Consider the following 15,553-nt stretch of genomic DNA (forward strand, 5'->3'; position numbering starts at 1 on the left):
TCGTGATCAATGCATGTTGGTATTAAGCCTGCGGACAATAGCCGACCCGACCATTCCACGGTGGCCTGCCACCCAGATTCGTTTACCTTCAATCACCGTGACCCCCGATTTCACTCAGCCAAGACCTCTGTCCGCTTTTTCGTATTAACATTCATTTCTTCAAGTCTTTTAGTAATAGCGCGCTGGTGGACCAATGCGCCTAAATCTGTCAACTTCTGACGTGATGACGGTGAAGTGGACATTGTATGTGGGCTTTGGCGAAACCTTGCCATCCCGTTCTGTGTAGCCCTAGCATCGCTTCTGGACGATCAAGGTTAGCGGAGTTTCTTAATTAGCTCTCGCTGCACAATCTGGCGACCCTGCAATCAGTCGCCTCAAAGTCTGTTCACCATCGTATCTTGGCGCCCATCCGGTTATCAAGCGAAGCCTCTGCGAGGCCCCGACCATGATTGGTGTGTCGTCTGCTGAGTTCCGTTGTGCAGCAAAGGCAATCTCCCCGACTTGTTTGTTGAGGATGGCAGCGATCATGCGCGTTATGTCGCTGATGCTTATCGCCACGCCGCTGGCGACATTGAAGATCGAGTGGGTCCGGTTTTTGGTCATGAGAACAGCGAAATAAGCCTCGATAATATCGTCGACATCCAGAAAATCCCGAATGCTGTTGAGGCCTGCCATTTCGATAGTAGTACCATCGGACGCATCCCGGACTCGGCGGATAATGGAGGGGATGACGAGGTCCGGTCGCATTCCGGCGCCGATATGGTTAAAGGGACGTGCGACCACCGCATCGATACCTGAAGCGCGGAGCACGATATTCTCGCACATGGCTTTGGCCAGACCATAATTGCCGCGCGGATCGACAGGGTCTTCCTCCGTTAGTGGATTTTGGCTGGCGCCATAAACCAAACAGGAACTGGCGAACAGCAATCGTCCCGATCGCAGGTGGCGACACAGGTTCAGTGTCATTTCGACAGAATCGACCAGTGGCTCATAGTCCGAAAATTTCGAAGGCACCGTTTCACTGGCCAAGTGAAGGACAAAGGGGATATCAACGGGCAAGCGGGCCACCGACCTGCGATCGAGTAGATCAACCGCACACCAAGCCGCATCCGCGGGAAGCCAATCGGGCCTTTTTCCCCTGCCTGTTGCGATGATGTTGAAACGCGATCGCCCGAGGGCAATCGCGCGTTGACCGACAAACCCTGATGCGCCGGTGACGAGAAGGCCCGGCTTATCGGACAATCTGCGCCTCAAGCTCATCGAATTTACGATGTTGATGCTCACGCTGTGCTAGCTTCAAGTCACTTTCGACCATCATTTTGGCAAGTGACGCGACGTCGTGGGTGGGTGACCATCCCAGATCCCGCTGTGTCTTGCTGTAATCACCGAGCAGGTAATCAACCTCTGCCGGGCGGTAGAAGCGCTCGTCAATCTCCACGAAATCTTGCCAATCAAGATCAATATGCTCGAATGTTAACGCGAGAAAATCTCGGATCGAGATCGCCTTGTTGGTGGCAACCACAAAGTCATCAGGTCGGTCATGTTGAAGCATCCGCCACATCGCTTCAACATAATCGCCTGCAAAGCCCCAGTCGCGCTTGGCGTCGAGATTGCCCAGATACAATTTTTTCTGCAGACCTAGTTTGATCCGCGCTGCGGCAAGAGTGATCTTTCGCGTAACGAAGGCTTCGCCGCGGCGAGGGCTTTCATGGTTGAAGAGGATGCCGTTACTCGCAAACATCCCATAGCTTTCGCGGTAATTGACCGTTTGGTAATGGGCATACACCTTGGCGCAAGCATAAGGGCTGCGGGGTTCGAAGCGCGTGGCCTCGCTCTGAGGCGGCTTAGCGGACCCGAACATTTCGCTCGATCCGGCTTGATAGAAGCGCACTGTCTTGGGCGCATATTGCGTAGAAGCACGGATCGCTTCCAACAAACGCAGAACGCCGGTTCCCGTAGCGTCCGTGGTATATTCAGGCTGGTCAAAGCTGACGCGGACATGGCTTTGCGCGGCTAGATTATAGATTTCATTTGGTTGCGTGAGATCAATCAGGCGACGTAGGGAGTTGGCATCTGACAGGTCGCCATAGTGCAACGAAAAACGATTATCCTGTTCTTCTTCTAAAAGATGATCGATGCGCCAAGTATTTACTGTGCTTGCTCGCCGAACCATGCCATGAACTTCATAGCCTTTTCCAAGAAGAAGTTCAGAAAGGTAGCTACCGTCTTGTCCGGTTACGCCAGTAATAAGGGCGACTTTAGCCATTTTATACTCCAATTATAAAATTATGCACTGTGCATGTTATGCATATGATGTCCATATGCTTGATCAAAGTCTGTGTATAATTTCATATCACCTTTATTTAATATGGCGAACTTGCTACAGTGATTTTTAATATACTCTGGGTCGTGAGAAATGATCAGCATGGCGCGATCAGCACGCTTATGGAAAAGTTCGACCGCACATTTCTCGTGAAAGCGCGCATCACCTACAGCGCTCACTTCGTCGATCAGATAGCAGTCAAATTCGATGATCATCGAAATGGCGAAGGCGAGCCGCGCCCGCATACCTTGGGAATAGGATTTGACCGGTTCACGAAGATAAAGGCCAAGTTCAGTAAAATCCTGAACAAAATCAATATTTTGGGCATAATCTTGATTGTATATGCGACTTATGAAGCGGACATTGTCAAACCCAGTCAAGGCGCCCTGGAATGCTCCGCCAAAGGCAAGCGGCCAGGAAACGGACATGGTCCTGGTGATCGTGCCAGATGTAGGTCGTTCCGCACCGCTGATCAATCTGATCAGGGTCGACTTGCCGGCACCGTTACGGCCCAAAATGCCTAGCTTTTCCCCACGAGCGACTGAAAAGGATATATCGCTAAGTATCACGCGATTGCCTTGTCGCGTCGGATAAATTTTATGGACATGATCGGCGATAATCATTCGGGTGTGATCTCCCGATTGACAACATTGACTTGCGCCAGCGCGAGCAGGGTTAGCGCGATACAGCACCCCAGTAGATAGGGTAGGTCATAATGGGTGCGGATCTGGTTGCCAAAATATCCCTCACGCACCAACTCCACTCCGTTTACCATTGGGATATAAAGCGCATATTTCTGTGCAGAGGTAGGCAAGGCATCGACTAGGAAGCCCGCTCCTGAAAGCGGAAAGGTGATGTAGGATGCCGGATGCCAGAACCGTTCTATTAGCTCGCTCCTTTCTGCCAGAGCCCCAAGTAGCATGGCAAGGCTTGCTCCGAACCAGGCAAGCAGTAACCATCCTTCTACCACGGTGAGAACATCTTCAGGTGGTTCAAGCCACCCAATATAGATGTAGAACAGGCTAAGGGTCACGAACGAAATTGTTGCCCCGCCGGCTTCCAGCAGAAGACGCGCCAGAAAGACATCAATCGCCTTGACGTTACGATGATACATGAGCGCGAGGTTTGGCTCTATGGCACCGATGCATCTTGCGGGCATGTTGCGCCACAAGAGGACGCTAGAATAGCCGGTGAGTGCAAAAGCAACGATAGGCAGTGATGATCCATGCACCGACTGGGACAGCGTCCACAATATGGTGACGCCAGTTGTGAACAGCATCGGCTCAACGAACAGCCAAAGGAAGCCGATATTGTGCCGGCCATAACGGGTGAGAATCTCGCGCATCAAAAGCGCATAGATCACCCGCCCCTGAATCGCTGCGCTGCGACTGATTGCGGCGAGTTGCGAAAAGGTTGTCACGTGGTTGCTAGTCCCGATGTTCCAGCATCCCCGCGACCAGCATGCTGATGATGCCCCATGCGGCAAGCCCCAAGATAAAGGTCGAGAAAATACCGCGCCACCGTCGCGGTTCCAGTGGTTCATCGGGAACATTGGGTTGCACGATACGCTCGACATAAGCCTGTTTGCGGTTTGCTTCGTTTCGAGCTTCGTCAAGGGATGCCATCGCACTAGCCAGTTGCTTGTCGGCGAACTGATTTTCGAGCAAGAGGCGTTGATATTGGGCGGCGCGGGACGAAAGCGACCTGCTGCTGCCGGCAACGAGGCCAAGCTGTTTGTCGATCTCATCGCTCAGGCTTTTAGCCCGCGTGGCTAGCACTTCGATTTGCGGGTTCTGGGGAGATACGGTGCGCGTTTCGGTCAGTTGCGTGCGGGTGGCGATCAATTCGTCCTGCAGCTTCGAAATCATCTGGACCTGAACCGTCGCCTGCTTTTCTGGGTCTACGACCCCTGCCGCGTTGCGATAGGCGGACAGGGCCAGCGCTGCGGTTTGCGATTTGACTTTGGCCTCACCGACTTCTCTCTGGGCGAAACGAATGAGATCCTGCCGCCCCCGCTCATTGAGCTTGTTGACGGTGGCTTCGGCCATTTCCAGCAGTTGCTCGTTGAACCGTGCCGCATCTCGCGGTGTGAAAGCTCGCACGGTTAGAGTAACAATGGAGGAGGATGTTTCGTATTTTACATCCACTTTTTTCTTATAATATTTATACAGGTCCTCAAAAGTCGTTCCCCAACCTATTCCGGGAAAGCGATCAAAAGCAGAAATCGAAGGGGCGGAATAAGCGCGCGTAAAGGCATTTTTCCTGTTGAGCGCCTGCAAGGCGTCGCGGGATTGCACATAGTCCTGGGCTGCGTAGACCTCGTCCCCCGCGTTGGTGAAACCTGAGCTTTTGAACAGGGCGCCAAGACCGGTGGGCGTAGATTTTTCGGGGCTTCGAACGGTGAAGCGCGATTCCGAAATATAAACGTCCGATGCAATGAAGCCAAAATACAGGATGGCCAGCAGAGTCGGAATGATGACCGTTATCAGAAAAAGTGGACTGATCTTTTTAAAATTTCTTGCGATCATTTCCTGCTTCTCTGCATAATATAGTGCACGTTGTTCCTGATGCCCCTGCGGATATTCAAGGCCGGGTTCAATTTTAGCGTGCATGGCATCCATAAACCTATAAATTCCAAACAACCAACATCCGCTTGGGACGGGCTGCAACCGGCCCTAACCGCCTCGCGCACTATCGTCCAGCAGGCCGTGCGGGAAGCCTCTATTTTCCTTCACGGAAGCGGTGAATGGACCGGTCCTACGATTGTCGTCGGAATGGGCGGATTTGCACCAGGCGCAGGATCCTTAGTGCGGGTGAGGGATTTTATGTGGAGCGTCCTTGATCCGCTTGCCCGGTTCAGCCATAGGTCAGCGCCTTTCGCCCCTGATTGCGCGCTTGTCTGTAATAGTTGGATCTGGCTGGACCCCGATGAATAAACCAATGAAGTCAGTCCGGATGGCTGGGGCGGCATGCCTGGCTATGGTGCTTTCAGGTTGCGCCATCATGTCTTCGTCCGGTCCAACAGCCCGTGCTATCAGGGCAGAGCGGGAACAGACGGTCAATGACTCCCAGATTAAGCTCATAGACGTTACGGATGCGGTGGCCCGCGATGTCATCGCCAACACCCCTCATTCCTCCTTTGTAGAGGATCTGGGCGAAGGGCGGCCAATTGGATCAGTGATCGGACAGGGCGATGTTCTCGACATTGCGATTTGGGAAGCGCCGCCCGCGACGCTGTTCGGCGGCTCCAGCAGTGACGTGCGGCTAGGATCGACCAGCTCCGGTTCACTTTCACGCGGTACGCCGCTGCCTGAGCAGATGGTCGACAGCGACGGCCAAATCATCATTCCGTTCATTGGCCGGGTACAGGCTGCGGGGCGGACGCCGCAGGAGATCGCGCGAACCATTACGTCTCGCCTGGCCGGCATGGCGCACCAGCCTCAGGCGATCGTGCGCCTGTCGCGTAATGCTGCGGCGAACGTTACGGTCGTGGGTGAAGTCGCCAATAGCGCGCGCGTGCCGCTGACCGCGCGCGGCGAGCGTATTCTCGACATCCTGGCGACAGCCGGCGGGGTGCGGCAGCCTGTCGGCAAGATGACCGTCCAGATCACGCGCGGCATGAAGGTATCCTCGCTGCCCCTGGAGACGGTGATCCGCGATCCCCGGCAGAATGTCCGGCTTGAGCCTGACGATGTCATGACCCTGCTCTATCAGCCCTACAGCTTCACCGCTCTGGGTGCGATCGGCAGGAACGATGAACTGCCCTTCGAGGCGACCGGGCTGACGCTAGCGCAGGCGCTTGGCCGCATTTCCGGGCTGCAGGATGCCCGCGCCGACGTGAAGGGGGTATTCATCTTCCGCTTTGAAGATCCCGACGCGCTCGATCCGGCCATTCGGGAGACAGTCCATCTTACGCCTGACGGCAAGGTGCCGGTTATCTATCGCATTAACATGAAGGATCCTTCCAGTCTCTTCATCGCGCAAAGCTTCCCGATCCGGAACAAGGACGTTCTGTACGTATCGAATGCACCGCTGGCCGATATCCAGAAATTTGTGAGCGTGATCTACTCCACCTTCCTGCCGATCGCGACGACGGCGACAACATTGAGATAAGGGTTGGCCCGCTTGGGAGTGGCGTTGTCGTGAAGGCTTTCTGGGATCTGTTGCCCCGTCATGTCGAACAGGCGGTGACCTCCGGCGTGATCCGCAAGCTGCGCGCGCGCTATCAACGACGCAAGATCGCGCCTGTTCAGGAGCGCGCATTGCCCACCACTCGGCGCTTGTTCATCGATCTGGCGGTCATCAGCCGGCATGACGCCGGGACCGGCATTCAGCGTGTGGTGCGCGCCTTGGCGCTGGCTTTGAAGGACGAGGCGGCAGGCGAGTGGGATGTCCGCTTTGTCGCGGCGGATCGGCGCCGTCCCTATCATGGCATATCCTGGCCCGATGCCAGCGCGATTGTCGATCGCGCGGAAATCTGGGCGGAGCCGGGCGACTTGTTCATCGGCCTTGATTTCTCGCTCGACACCATTCGCCGCTATCGTCGTCAGTTGAGCCGGTTCGTTCAGGATGGCGGGCGTTTCTGGTTCCTGATCTGCGATCTCCTGCCGGTGGAAAAATCCGACTGGTTCTCGCCCAACAATGTCCTTCGCTACAAGGCCTGGCTCGACACCATCGTTGGCCTAAGCGAAGGCTTCCTGTGCATATCCGAGCAGACCGAGCGCGACCTACAGCGGGTGCTGGCAACGCGATACGGCCTGACATCAGGCTATCGCACGAAGGTGGTGGCGATGGGCCACGATATCCGGGAATCGCTGCTCGATTCGGTGACGGTCCGTAGCTCGGATAACGCCGTGCGGTTCGATACGTCATCGCCCTTCTGGCTGATGGTGGGGACGCTTGAGCCGCGCAAGGGGCATGCCGATATCCTGGCGGCCTTTAGCGCACTCTGGCGTCAGGGCGCGGACAATCGCCTGGTTCTGGTAGGCCGGATGGGATGGCGTATCGATGATCTGCGGGACGCGATCCATGCGCATCCCGAATATGGCGACAAGCTGCTGTGGTTCGACGATATCGACGATCTGGAGCTGGGGCATATCTATCAGGCGTGCAGCGGCGTGATTATCGCGTCGCACGCCGAGGGGTTCGGACTGCCGCTGATAGAGGCGCTTGGGCATGGCAAGCCGGTGCTGGCGCGTGACTTGCCCATATTCCGCATCCATGAGGGACAGGGCGTTCATTATTTCCCGGCGGATGCCGATGCTCAGGAACTGGGCGCCTGCATCCAGCAGTGGGCCGACCATGCACAGGCTGGCCGGATCAATGTGGTTCGGCCAAGCGCCAGCTGGAAATCCTCTGCGCGAGGGTTGCTGGCGGCCATTGCCTAGCGGGCTTGACGCTCAGTCTTCGGTCTTGCGGTTGCCGATCAAGCGCAGGGCCTGTTCGTTGAGCCAGGCAGCACGCTCGGCCGTGTCGCTTTCGGTATAGCAACGCAGTTCCGGGGCGTTTCCGCTGGGGCGTAGGTGGATGATATCGCCCGCTTCGAAATGGATGCGCAGCCCGTCGGTCGTATCGATCCCGTCCGCAGTGCCGACGAGGGCGCCGAACATCTGCGTCAATCGCGCCATTATTTCGGCCTCGCCCCCTTCCTGAAGATGCGCGATCAGTGCCTGGCTCTGGCTGGTGGGATAATCCTGCAGCCGCTCGCTGAACGTATAGCGGGGCGGTAGTTGCGCCTGTAGCGCCGACAGCGACACCTTGCGCCGCCGCGCATCAACCAGAACGGCGAGGATGGGCAGCACAGCATCGCGTGTGGGGAGTGCAGACAGGGAACGCCCGTCCGCCTCGACTGTGGTCGCGAGCAGAAAGCCGCCATTGGCCTCATAGCCGCACACCGTGGCTTGGCCTTCCTCGACCAGAGCGTTCATCGCCTCGATGACGAAGGGGGATCCGATGCGGGTGCGGCGCACTACGTTGAACTGGCCGGACAATTCGACCGCGCTGTTGCAGCTGACCGGCGTTGCCACAGCGTTGATGCCAAGGGCGCGGGCACACAATATGCCGAGCACATCGCCACGCATCCACGCTCCGCTTTCATCGGCTAGCAGCGGGCGATCGGAATCTCCATCGGTGGAGAGGATGGCATTGAGTTGCAGATCGGCAGCCCATTGACGGGCGAGAGCCTGGTCTTCCGGGCGAACGGCTTCCGTATCGACCGGGATGAATGTCTCGGATCGGCCGAGGCGGATAGCCTGCCCGCCCAGTCGCTCGACGATCTGGGCCAGCACGTCGCGGCCGACGGCGGAATGTTCATAGATGCCGAGCTTCAGCCCTTCCAGCGCCTGCGATCCGAAGAAATCGGCATATCGCGCCACATAATCCGTCTCGGCATCGACGAGGGGCGCACTGTCCTGCGCTTCTTTCAGCATGCCCTGATCGTCGAACAGGTCCGGCAGGGACACATTCTGGGCGCGCATGGCCAGTTCATCCGGCTTGAGGACCTCGCCATCCACCCGGTTGAACTTGATGCCGTTGCGATCGTCGGGAATGTGGCTCCCCGTCACCATCAGCGAAGGGATAGCCTGCGCAAAGCCATAGGCGGCGACCGCAGGGGATGGCACAAAACCGCAGAAATCGACCTTCCCGCCCTTGTGCCGGACAGCCGCCGCACAAGCCGCAATGATGCGCGGCGAGGACGGGCGCAGATCGCCCGCGATCGCTACGCGCGTGCCGGATGCGAATTGGCCGATAGTCTCAAGATGCTGCAGGAATGCGCAGGTATAGGTGAAGCACACCATGTCCGTCATGGCGCTGACCAGGCCGCGCGCGCCGCTGGTTCCGAATGCGACCCCGGAACGTTCCATCAGGCCGGCAACCGAGACAATCTGCGTCATGCGCCGGGCGCCGCGTTCTTGAGAGCCTCGGCAACCTGGCGCACTTTCTGGGACTCGCCGCGACGCAGGATCATGACCTCGCCTTGCGAGACGACGACGATCAGGTCGTCGACATCGACGACCGTAACGCGCGGGCCATCGGTGTGGACAAGGCAGTTGCGCGCTCCCAGAGCCAAAGCCTGTCCGCGAACGGCGTTTCCTGCATCGTCCTGGGTGCTGACGGCGTGCAGGGAATCCCAGCTTCCGACGTCGGACCAGCCCATGTCCACCGGCACGCATGCCACGCGGTCTTCGCGTTCCATGATGGCATAGTCGATCGAATCCGATGGGCAGGCCGCAAAGGCCTGCGGCTCAGGCGATATGTGCGAGCCGCTGCGTTCGGCCTTTTCCAGCGCAGCCTTGGCCGCAGCAAGCATATCTGGCTGATGGCGCTCCAGAGCCGCCAGATAGGCGTCGGCGCGAAACATGAAAATGCCGGCATTCCAGGCATGATTGCCTTCGGCCAGCATCGCCGCGGCGCGATCCGCATCAGGCTTCTCGACGAAGCGCTCCACCTCATGGATCCTGTCCCCACAGGTCTGGCCCATCTTGATATAGCCATATCCGGTTTCGGGAGCATCCGGGTTGATGCCGAACGTGACGAGCCACCCTTCGGCCACCAGCGGCAGCGCGCGGGCAATTGCTTCATGAAAAGCCGGGAGATCGACGATCACATGGTCGCTCGGCATGACCAGCATCGCATCGCTCGCCTCCGCCTCAAGCGCGGCTAAGGCGATTGCGGGAGCCGTGTTCCGACCAAAGGGTTCGAGCAGGACGAGATAATCCTCGATACCACTGTCGGTAAGCTGCTCGTCGATGATAGTGGCGTGCGCGGCATTGGCAACCAGGATTGGGGGTCCCACCGGCGCGGCATCAAAGCTGGCAATCCGCTGGACCGTCAGCTGGAGCATGGTTTCATCCGCCGTCAGCGGCAATAATTGCTTCGGGCGTTCGGGTGTCGAGACGGGCCAGAGCCGCGTGCCGGAACCGCCGGATAAGATTACGGGCACGATTTTCGGGAAGCTATTCGTCATAACTCACATGGTCTAAATAAAAACAAATACTTAGAGCATGATCCGACAACAAAATGAGCCGAGCCCCGCCCGCGGGCTTCATGCGCGGAATGGCCCGACTTGCCAAGTGATTTTCAAATGAGCGATGCTTGGCTATCGCGCCATCAACCCATCGTTTCGAATGGTTTCGAACGGCGATGTGGCTGGCGCTTGAAGGTAGAATATGGAAATCCAAGCCGCTAATATTGCAGGGATTAAATTCTTGACCCCTCGCCGCATAGGTGATGACCGCGGCTATTTTTCAGAAACCTTCCGAGCCGATCTGTTCGCTCTGCATGTTGGCGATTTCACCTTCGTCCAGGACAATGAGTCGCTGAGCGCTCGACAGGGCACCATCCGAGGCCTGCATTTCCAGAGCGAACCCCATTCCCAGGGCAAGCTCGTTCGCTGCACCGCAGGCGCGCTGTTCGACGTCGTGGTGGATGTCCGTCGGGGCTCTCCCACTTTCGGCCAATGGGTGGCCGAGACGCTGACCCCCGACAATGGCAAGCAGCTCTGGATTCCTCCCGGTTTTGCCCACGGATTTTGCTCCATCGAGCCGAACACGGTCATCTGTTACAAGGTGACCAGCTTTTATAGTGCGGAGTGCGACAAAGGGGTGCGCTGGGACGATCCGGCGATCGGCATCGAGTGGCCCGATGCGGCCGATCCCGATACGCTTTCACCGAAGGACCGGCAGCAGCCCTTGCTTGCTGACCTTCCGGATTATTTCACCTGGGGGAAGTGACGCCATGCGCGTGATCGTTACGGGAGGCGCTGGTTTCATCGGTTCGGCCCTCGTCCGCTATCTGGTGCTGGAAAAGGGCTATGAGGTCCTGACCGTCGACGCGCTGACCTATGCAGGGTGCGAGGCTTCGCTCAAGGCCGTCGAAGGCAAGGCCAGCCACCGCTTCCTTAAGGCCGACATCTGTGACCGCGCGGCTATTAACGCGGCGATCACCGGCTTCCGGCCCGACCGCATCATGCACTTGGCGGCGGAAAGCCATGTCGACCGCTCGATCACCGGCGCGGCCGACTTCATCCAGACCAATGTCGTGGGCACCTTCACCCTGCTGGAGGCCGCGCGTGGCTATTGGAACGGCCTTTCCGGCGCGGCGAAGGAGGATTTCCGCTTCCTCCATGTCTCGACCGACGAGGTCTATGGCTCGCTCGGCGATGAAGGGCTGTTCGAGGAAAGCACGCCCTACGATCCCAGCTCGCCCTATTCGGCGTCCAAGGCCGCGTCTGACCATCTCGCCAAGGCCTGGCAGCGCACCTATGGGCTGCCTGTGGTGGTGTCGAACTGCTCGAACAATTACGGTCCCTATCATTTCCCCGAAAAGCTGATCCCGCTCACCATCCTGAACGCGCTCGCAGGCCGTGCGCTGCCGGTCTATGGCAAGGGTGAGAATGTGCGCGACTGGCTCTATGTCGATGACCATGCCCGTGCGCTCGACATCATCATCGAGCGCGGGGTGCCCGGCGAAACCTATAATGTCGGTGGCCGTAACGAACGGCGCAACATTGACGTGGTGCGCCGGATTTGCGCGGTGCTGGATGAGCTGGTTCCTGCCGATGCGCCACGCGAAGGGCTGATCGAGTTCGTTACCGATCGCCCGGGCCATGATGCGCGCTATGCGATCGACGCGACCAGGCTGGAGACGGAACTGGGCTGGCGCGCGCAGGAGAATTTCGACAGCGGCATCGAGAAGACCGTGCGCTGGTATCTGGAGAATGAATGGTGGTGGCGCCCGTTGCGCGATCGTTATGACGGCCAGAGGCTAGGGCTGAACGCCGCGCCCGCCGGAGTGGCTGCGTGAGAATTGCCGTCACCGGCAAGGCCGGTCAGGTCGTGACCAGCCTGATCGAGCGGGGAAGCGCCGCCGGACATGAAATTATCGCGCTGGGCCGGCCTGAGCTGGACCTAGCCGAGCCGGATTCGGTTGCCAGCGCGTTCGAGGCGGCTGCGCCAGATGCCATCGTCTCGGCGGCTGCCTATACAGCGGTCGACAAGGCTGAGAGCGAGAGCGAACTCGCCCATGCGGTGAACGGCGCCGGCGCTGGCGCGGTGGCGGAGGCGGCGAGGGGGCTGGGCGTGCCGCTGATCCATGTCTCGACCGACTATGTCTTCGACGGCAGGCTCGATCATCCCTATGTCGAGAGCGACCCAACCGGGCCGACGGGCGTCTATGGCGCGTCCAAGCTGGCAGGCGAGCAGGCGGTGCTGGCTGCCCATGGCGACAATAGCGCGGTGCTGCGCGTGGCATGGGTCTATAGCCCGTTCGGCGCGAATTTCGTGAAGACCATGCTGCATCTGGCTGGCGACAAGGATGAGGTGTCCGTCGTCGCCGATCAGCTGGGCAATCCCACCAGCGCCCTGGAGATAGCCGATGGTATCCTGCGGGTAGCTACCAATATGGTATCCGATAGTAGCCCATTCTTGCGCGGCGTCTTCCACATGACTGCCAGCGGAGAGGGCAGCTGGGCCGATTTTGCCGATGCCATCTTCGCCGCATCCGCTGCGCGGGGTGGACCTGCGGCGCGGGTCAAGCGGATCACTACCGCCGACTATCCGACGCCGGCCACCCGCCCATCCAATAGCCGGCTCGACTGCGGCTTGATTGCAAGGGTGCATGGCGTGGCCTTGCCCGACTGGCACGGGTCGTTGGAAACCGTAATCGCTCGCCTGCAGGCCGTGGCGAACTGACCTCTCCACCCAAAAGGAACGACGACGCATGAAGGGTATCATCCTCGCCGGTGGCAGCGGCACCCGCCTTTATCCGATGACGCTGGCGACCTCGAAGCAGCTGATGTCGGTCTATGACAAGCCGATGATCTATTATCCGCTGAGCACCCTGATGCTGGCGGGCATCCGCGAGGTGCTGATCATCTCCACCCCGCGCGACCTGCCCGCCTTCCAGGCGCTGCTGGGCGACGGATCGCAATGGGGTATGCGCTTCGAATTTGCCGGGCAGCCGAGCCCCGACGGGCTGGCGCAGGCCTATATCATCGGTGCTGATTTCGTGGCGGGGCAGCAGTCGGCGCTGATCCTGGGCGACAATATCTATTATGGGCATGGCTTGCCCGAACTGCTCGCCAGCGCTTCGTCGCGCAAGGAAGGCGCGAGCGTCTTCGCCTATCATGTGAACGATCCCGAGCGGTACGGTGTGGTAAGCTTCGACGGTTCGATGAAGGCCGTATCGATCGAGGAGAAGCCGGCCCAGCCACAGTCCAACTGGGCGGTCACAGGGCTCTATTTCTATGACGAGCAGGTGGTGGACATTGCCGCAAACCTGGAGCCCTCGGCGCGCGGTGAGCTGGAGATCACCGACGTCAATCGCGCCTATCTGGAGCGCGGGCAGCTCAATGTGGAGATCATGGGCCGCGGCTATGCCTGGCTCGACACCGGCACGCCCGACAGCATGCTGGACGCGGCCGATTTCGTCCGTGTTCTGGAGAAGCGACAGGGCTTCAAGATCGCCAGTCCCGAGGAAATCGCTTTCCGCCAAGGCTTCATCGGCGTTGCGGAGCTGGAGCGGGCGATCGGCAAGCTCGGCAAGTCGAATTATGCTCTCTACTTGCGGCGATTAATATCGGCGTAACTCAATGCCCATAAGCGCTTGCCTGACTCCTGAAAGCGAATAAAAGATAGGGGAGGCCTGACAAAAAAATCAGCCAAGGCCAAGGCTTTCAGCGGAAACGGAACTCAAAGGGGCAATATGCCGATACATCGTCTTGTTGCCCGAGCTGTCGAAAAGCCGTGGGGCCGCACCGATATTCCCTCGCATATCGCCACCAATGATGGCCTACGCATCGGCGAAATCTGGTTCTCTCCTGAACAAGCAATCAGGCTGCCTCTCCTGGTGAAATACATCTTCACCAGCGAAAATCTGTCGGTTCAGGTTCACCCCAATGATGAGCAGGCCCGGCAATATGGGCTGGCCGGCGGCAAGTCCGAATGCTGGTATGTGCTGGATGCCGCGCCCGATGCCCGGTTAGGCATTGGTACGACCCAGGATCTGACCTGTGAGGAATTGCGCACTGCGGCGCTGGACGGCAGCATCGAGGCGCTGATGGAATGGAAGCCCGTCCAGCCCGGCAGCTTCTATTATATCCCCGCAGGAACGGTGCATGCGATCGGCGGCGGCGTGACGCTGGTGGAAATCCAGCAGAATAATGACGTGACCTATCGCCTCTATGACTATGGGCGGCCGCGTGAATTGCATCTCGACCAGGGCGTGTCGGTCAGCGTGGCGGAGCCTTATGCCATGCCCGATCATGTCATTCCCCTGACCGCCGAAACACAGCTGGTCGCCTCCGGGGCGCCCTTCACCCTTGATATCGTTCAGGGTGCAGCCCGATCCCGCCGGGAGATTGAGGGGGAAATGCTGTGGTTCATTCCATTGGCTGGGTCCGGATTGATCGATGGTCAGGCCTGGCGTCCCGGTGAATGTTGGCTGATAACGGGCGGGGCAAGCGTCGAGATTGCGGAGCCGATGAGCGCTCTCCTCGCTCGGCCTGCGGTGGCGCAATGCGGTGCCGATCAGCAAGGCATCGATGCCATCCCAACCATGGCTCCAAGAGCGCTCGCCAGCTAGCCATCTTGACCAGGCCGTTCACTGCTGCAACTTTCGTTTCATGACGCCGATCGAACGCGCCGCGCGCACCCTGTGCAAACTCAATGGTCATGCTGAGGATGCGGAGCGTGATGGCACGCCCTTGTGGCGCAGCTATCTGCCCCAAGTTCGTTCGGTGCTGGAAGCGTTGCATGAGCCAAGCACGCGCATGGCGGAAGCAGGCGCTACGCTGATCAGATATGTGGGTCCGGACGAATCCGAGGAAGGCTATCAAAGCGATGCCGCCAATGTCTGGCGCTTCATGATCGACGCAATGCGGGAAGATTTTTCGACCCGGACATGAGGGGGACGAGAATGGGCCGGAACGCTTCAGGCCATTCCGCTCTTTTCTTCCGCTTCCGCGTCGAACGCACGGCGGCCGCGCCGCTTCCAGAGTGCCAGCGTGCTGCTGTCCTCCCGCGCCTTTCCGGCCAACTCCAGCAGCGCGCCATAAAGGGTGGCGCGATCGTCGTCGGCCAGATCGACGAGCCCGGCTTTCTGGACCAGGCCGCCCAGCTCGATCAGGTGGCGCGTGCGTTCCCTGCGCTGCATCACCCAATCCCGTGTGTCGGTGCGGCGCTGACCGGCTTCGGCGCGGCGAAGAGCGCGCTGCGTGCGCACCATGGCCTT

General features: G+C 58.9%; 16 protein-coding genes. 8 read left to right on the top strand and 8 right to left on the bottom strand.

All coding sequences use genetic code 11. From position 1 onward, the window contains the following. Positions 1-327: 327 nt before the first annotated feature. From L858_RS21395 to L858_RS0116875, 5 genes are read right to left on the bottom strand one after another with little or no spacing between them, the layout of a single operon-like run. On the bottom strand, positions 328-1,242 hold the full coding sequence (locus tag L858_RS21395; RefSeq protein WP_238564987.1) for an NAD-dependent epimerase/dehydratase family protein: 915 nt from the start codon (positions 1,240-1,242) through the stop codon (positions 328-330). Beyond that, complete coding sequence (gene gmd, locus L858_RS20455; RefSeq protein WP_022684271.1) at positions 1,232-2,266, bottom strand: GDP-mannose 4,6-dehydratase; 1,035 nt, start codon at positions 2,264-2,266, stop codon at positions 1,232-1,234. The genes L858_RS21395 and gmd overlap by 11 nt, the downstream gene beginning before the upstream one ends. A gap of 20 nt (positions 2,267-2,286) precedes the next feature. Continuing rightward, positions 2,287-2,946, bottom strand: coding sequence for an ABC transporter ATP-binding protein (locus tag L858_RS0116865; RefSeq protein ID WP_022684272.1), 660 nt, complete (start codon positions 2,944-2,946; stop codon positions 2,287-2,289). Further along, positions 2,943-3,743, bottom strand: a complete 801-nt coding sequence (locus L858_RS0116870; RefSeq protein WP_028056240.1) for an ABC transporter permease — start codon at positions 3,741-3,743, stop codon at positions 2,943-2,945. Before L858_RS0116870 ends, L858_RS0116865 begins: the two co-directional genes overlap by 4 nt. Before the next feature lie 7 nt (positions 3,744-3,750). Further along, positions 3,751-4,944, bottom strand: coding sequence for a KpsE/RkpR family capsule polysaccharide export protein (locus L858_RS0116875; RefSeq protein WP_022684274.1), 1,194 nt, complete (start codon positions 4,942-4,944; stop codon positions 3,751-3,753). A 217-nt stretch (positions 4,945-5,161) separates the two neighbouring features. Here L858_RS0116875 and L858_RS0116880 point away from each other — a divergent pair, with 217 nt between their 5' ends. Both L858_RS0116880 and L858_RS0116885 read left to right on the top strand, forming a co-directional pair. Then, a complete protein-coding gene (locus L858_RS0116880; RefSeq protein WP_022684275.1) occupies positions 5,162-6,436 on the top strand; it encodes a polysaccharide biosynthesis/export family protein in 1,275 nt (424 codons plus the stop codon). Between the two features lie 29 nt (positions 6,437-6,465). Next, complete coding sequence (locus L858_RS0116885; protein WP_022684276.1) at positions 6,466-7,710, top strand: glycosyltransferase family 4 protein; 1,245 nt, start codon at positions 6,466-6,468, stop codon at positions 7,708-7,710. 12 nt (positions 7,711-7,722) lie between these two features. Here L858_RS0116885 and L858_RS0116890 read toward each other — a convergent pair whose 3' ends face one another. Together L858_RS0116890 and L858_RS0116895 are read right to left on the bottom strand one after the other, a co-directional pair. Next, the gene (locus L858_RS0116890; protein WP_022684277.1) at positions 7,723-9,216 is read right to left on the bottom strand and encodes a phosphomannomutase; all 1,494 of its coding nucleotides are present in this window, start codon (positions 9,214-9,216) and stop codon (positions 7,723-7,725) included. Next, a complete protein-coding gene (locus L858_RS0116895; RefSeq protein WP_022684278.1) occupies positions 9,213-10,289 on the bottom strand; it encodes a mannose-1-phosphate guanylyltransferase/mannose-6-phosphate isomerase in 1,077 nt (358 codons plus the stop codon). The genes L858_RS0116890 and L858_RS0116895 overlap by 4 nt, the downstream gene beginning before the upstream one ends. Before the next feature lie 202 nt (positions 10,290-10,491). On the opposite strand from L858_RS0116895, the gene rfbC reads away from it, so the two are divergent. From rfbC to L858_RS0116925, 6 genes are all read left to right on the top strand, one after another. Further along, positions 10,492-11,055 carry a dTDP-4-dehydrorhamnose 3,5-epimerase gene (gene rfbC / locus L858_RS0116900; protein ID WP_022684279.1) on the top strand — a complete coding sequence of 188 codons (564 nt, stop codon included), beginning with the start codon at positions 10,492-10,494 and terminating at the stop codon, positions 11,053-11,055. 4 nt (positions 11,056-11,059) lie between these two features. Then, positions 11,060-12,127: a dTDP-glucose 4,6-dehydratase gene (gene rfbB, locus L858_RS0116905; RefSeq protein WP_022684280.1), complete on the top strand. Its 1,068-nt coding sequence runs from the start codon at positions 11,060-11,062 to the stop codon at positions 12,125-12,127. Further along, positions 12,124-13,014 (top strand): dTDP-4-dehydrorhamnose reductase, encoded by an 891-nt coding sequence (gene rfbD / locus L858_RS0116910; RefSeq protein ID WP_022684281.1) that lies wholly within the window; start codon positions 12,124-12,126, stop codon positions 13,012-13,014. Before rfbB ends, rfbD begins: the two co-directional genes overlap by 4 nt. Before the next feature lie 28 nt (positions 13,015-13,042). After that, positions 13,043-13,909, top strand: a complete 867-nt coding sequence (gene rfbA / locus L858_RS0116915) for a glucose-1-phosphate thymidylyltransferase RfbA (protein WP_022684282.1) — start codon at positions 13,043-13,045, stop codon at positions 13,907-13,909. Positions 13,910-14,026: 117 nt separating this feature from the next. Continuing rightward, on the top strand, positions 14,027-14,905 hold the full coding sequence (locus tag L858_RS20460) for a class I mannose-6-phosphate isomerase (RefSeq protein WP_022684283.1): 879 nt from the start codon (positions 14,027-14,029) through the stop codon (positions 14,903-14,905). A gap of 40 nt (positions 14,906-14,945) precedes the next feature. Then, a complete protein-coding gene (locus L858_RS0116925; protein WP_022684284.1) occupies positions 14,946-15,227 on the top strand; it encodes a hypothetical protein in 282 nt (93 codons plus the stop codon). A 26-nt stretch (positions 15,228-15,253) separates the two neighbouring features. On the opposite strand, the gene L858_RS20465 is transcribed toward L858_RS0116925, so the two are convergent. Next, positions 15,254-15,475, bottom strand: coding sequence for a conjugal transfer protein TraD (locus L858_RS20465; RefSeq protein ID WP_037504880.1), 222 nt, complete (start codon positions 15,473-15,475; stop codon positions 15,254-15,256). Between the last annotated feature and the right edge of the window lie 78 nt (positions 15,476-15,553).

The organism is Sphingobium bisphenolivorans, from assembly GCF_000412635.1.
In the GTDB taxonomy this organism is placed as follows: Bacteria; Pseudomonadota; Alphaproteobacteria; order Sphingomonadales; family Sphingomonadaceae; genus Sphingobium; species Sphingobium bisphenolivorans.

What these genes read in the sequence shown, in the direction of transcription:
- gmd (WP_022684271.1), bottom strand. Translation starts at nt 2,266, where the DNA reads ATGGCTAAAGTCGCCCTTATTACTGGCGTAACCGGACAAGACGGTAGC.
- L858_RS0116865 (WP_022684272.1), bottom strand. Translation starts at nt 2,946, where the DNA reads ATGATTATCGCCGATCATGTCCATAAAATTTATCCGACGCGACAAGGC.
- L858_RS0116875 (WP_022684274.1), bottom strand. Translation starts at nt 4,944, where the DNA reads ATGGATGCCATGCACGCTAAAATTGAACCCGGCCTTGAATATCCGCAG.
- L858_RS0116890 (WP_022684277.1), bottom strand. Translation starts at nt 9,216, where the DNA reads ATGACGCAGATTGTCTCGGTTGCCGGCCTGATGGAACGTTCCGGGGTC.
- L858_RS0116895 (WP_022684278.1), bottom strand. Translation starts at nt 10,289, where the DNA reads ATGACGAATAGCTTCCCGAAAATCGTGCCCGTAATCTTATCCGGCGGT.
- rfbC (WP_022684279.1), top strand. Translation starts at nt 10,492, where the DNA reads ATGGAAATCCAAGCCGCTAATATTGCAGGGATTAAATTCTTGACCCCT.
- rfbB (WP_022684280.1), top strand. Translation starts at nt 11,060, where the DNA reads ATGCGCGTGATCGTTACGGGAGGCGCTGGTTTCATCGGTTCGGCCCTC.
- rfbA (WP_022684282.1), top strand. Translation starts at nt 13,043, where the DNA reads ATGAAGGGTATCATCCTCGCCGGTGGCAGCGGCACCCGCCTTTATCCG.
- L858_RS20460 (WP_022684283.1), top strand. Translation starts at nt 14,027, where the DNA reads ATGCCGATACATCGTCTTGTTGCCCGAGCTGTCGAAAAGCCGTGGGGC.
- L858_RS0116925 (WP_022684284.1), top strand. Translation starts at nt 14,946, where the DNA reads ATGACGCCGATCGAACGCGCCGCGCGCACCCTGTGCAAACTCAATGGT.
- L858_RS20465 (WP_037504880.1), bottom strand. Translation starts at nt 15,475, where the DNA reads ATGCAGCGCAGGGAACGCACGCGCCACCTGATCGAGCTGGGCGGCCTG.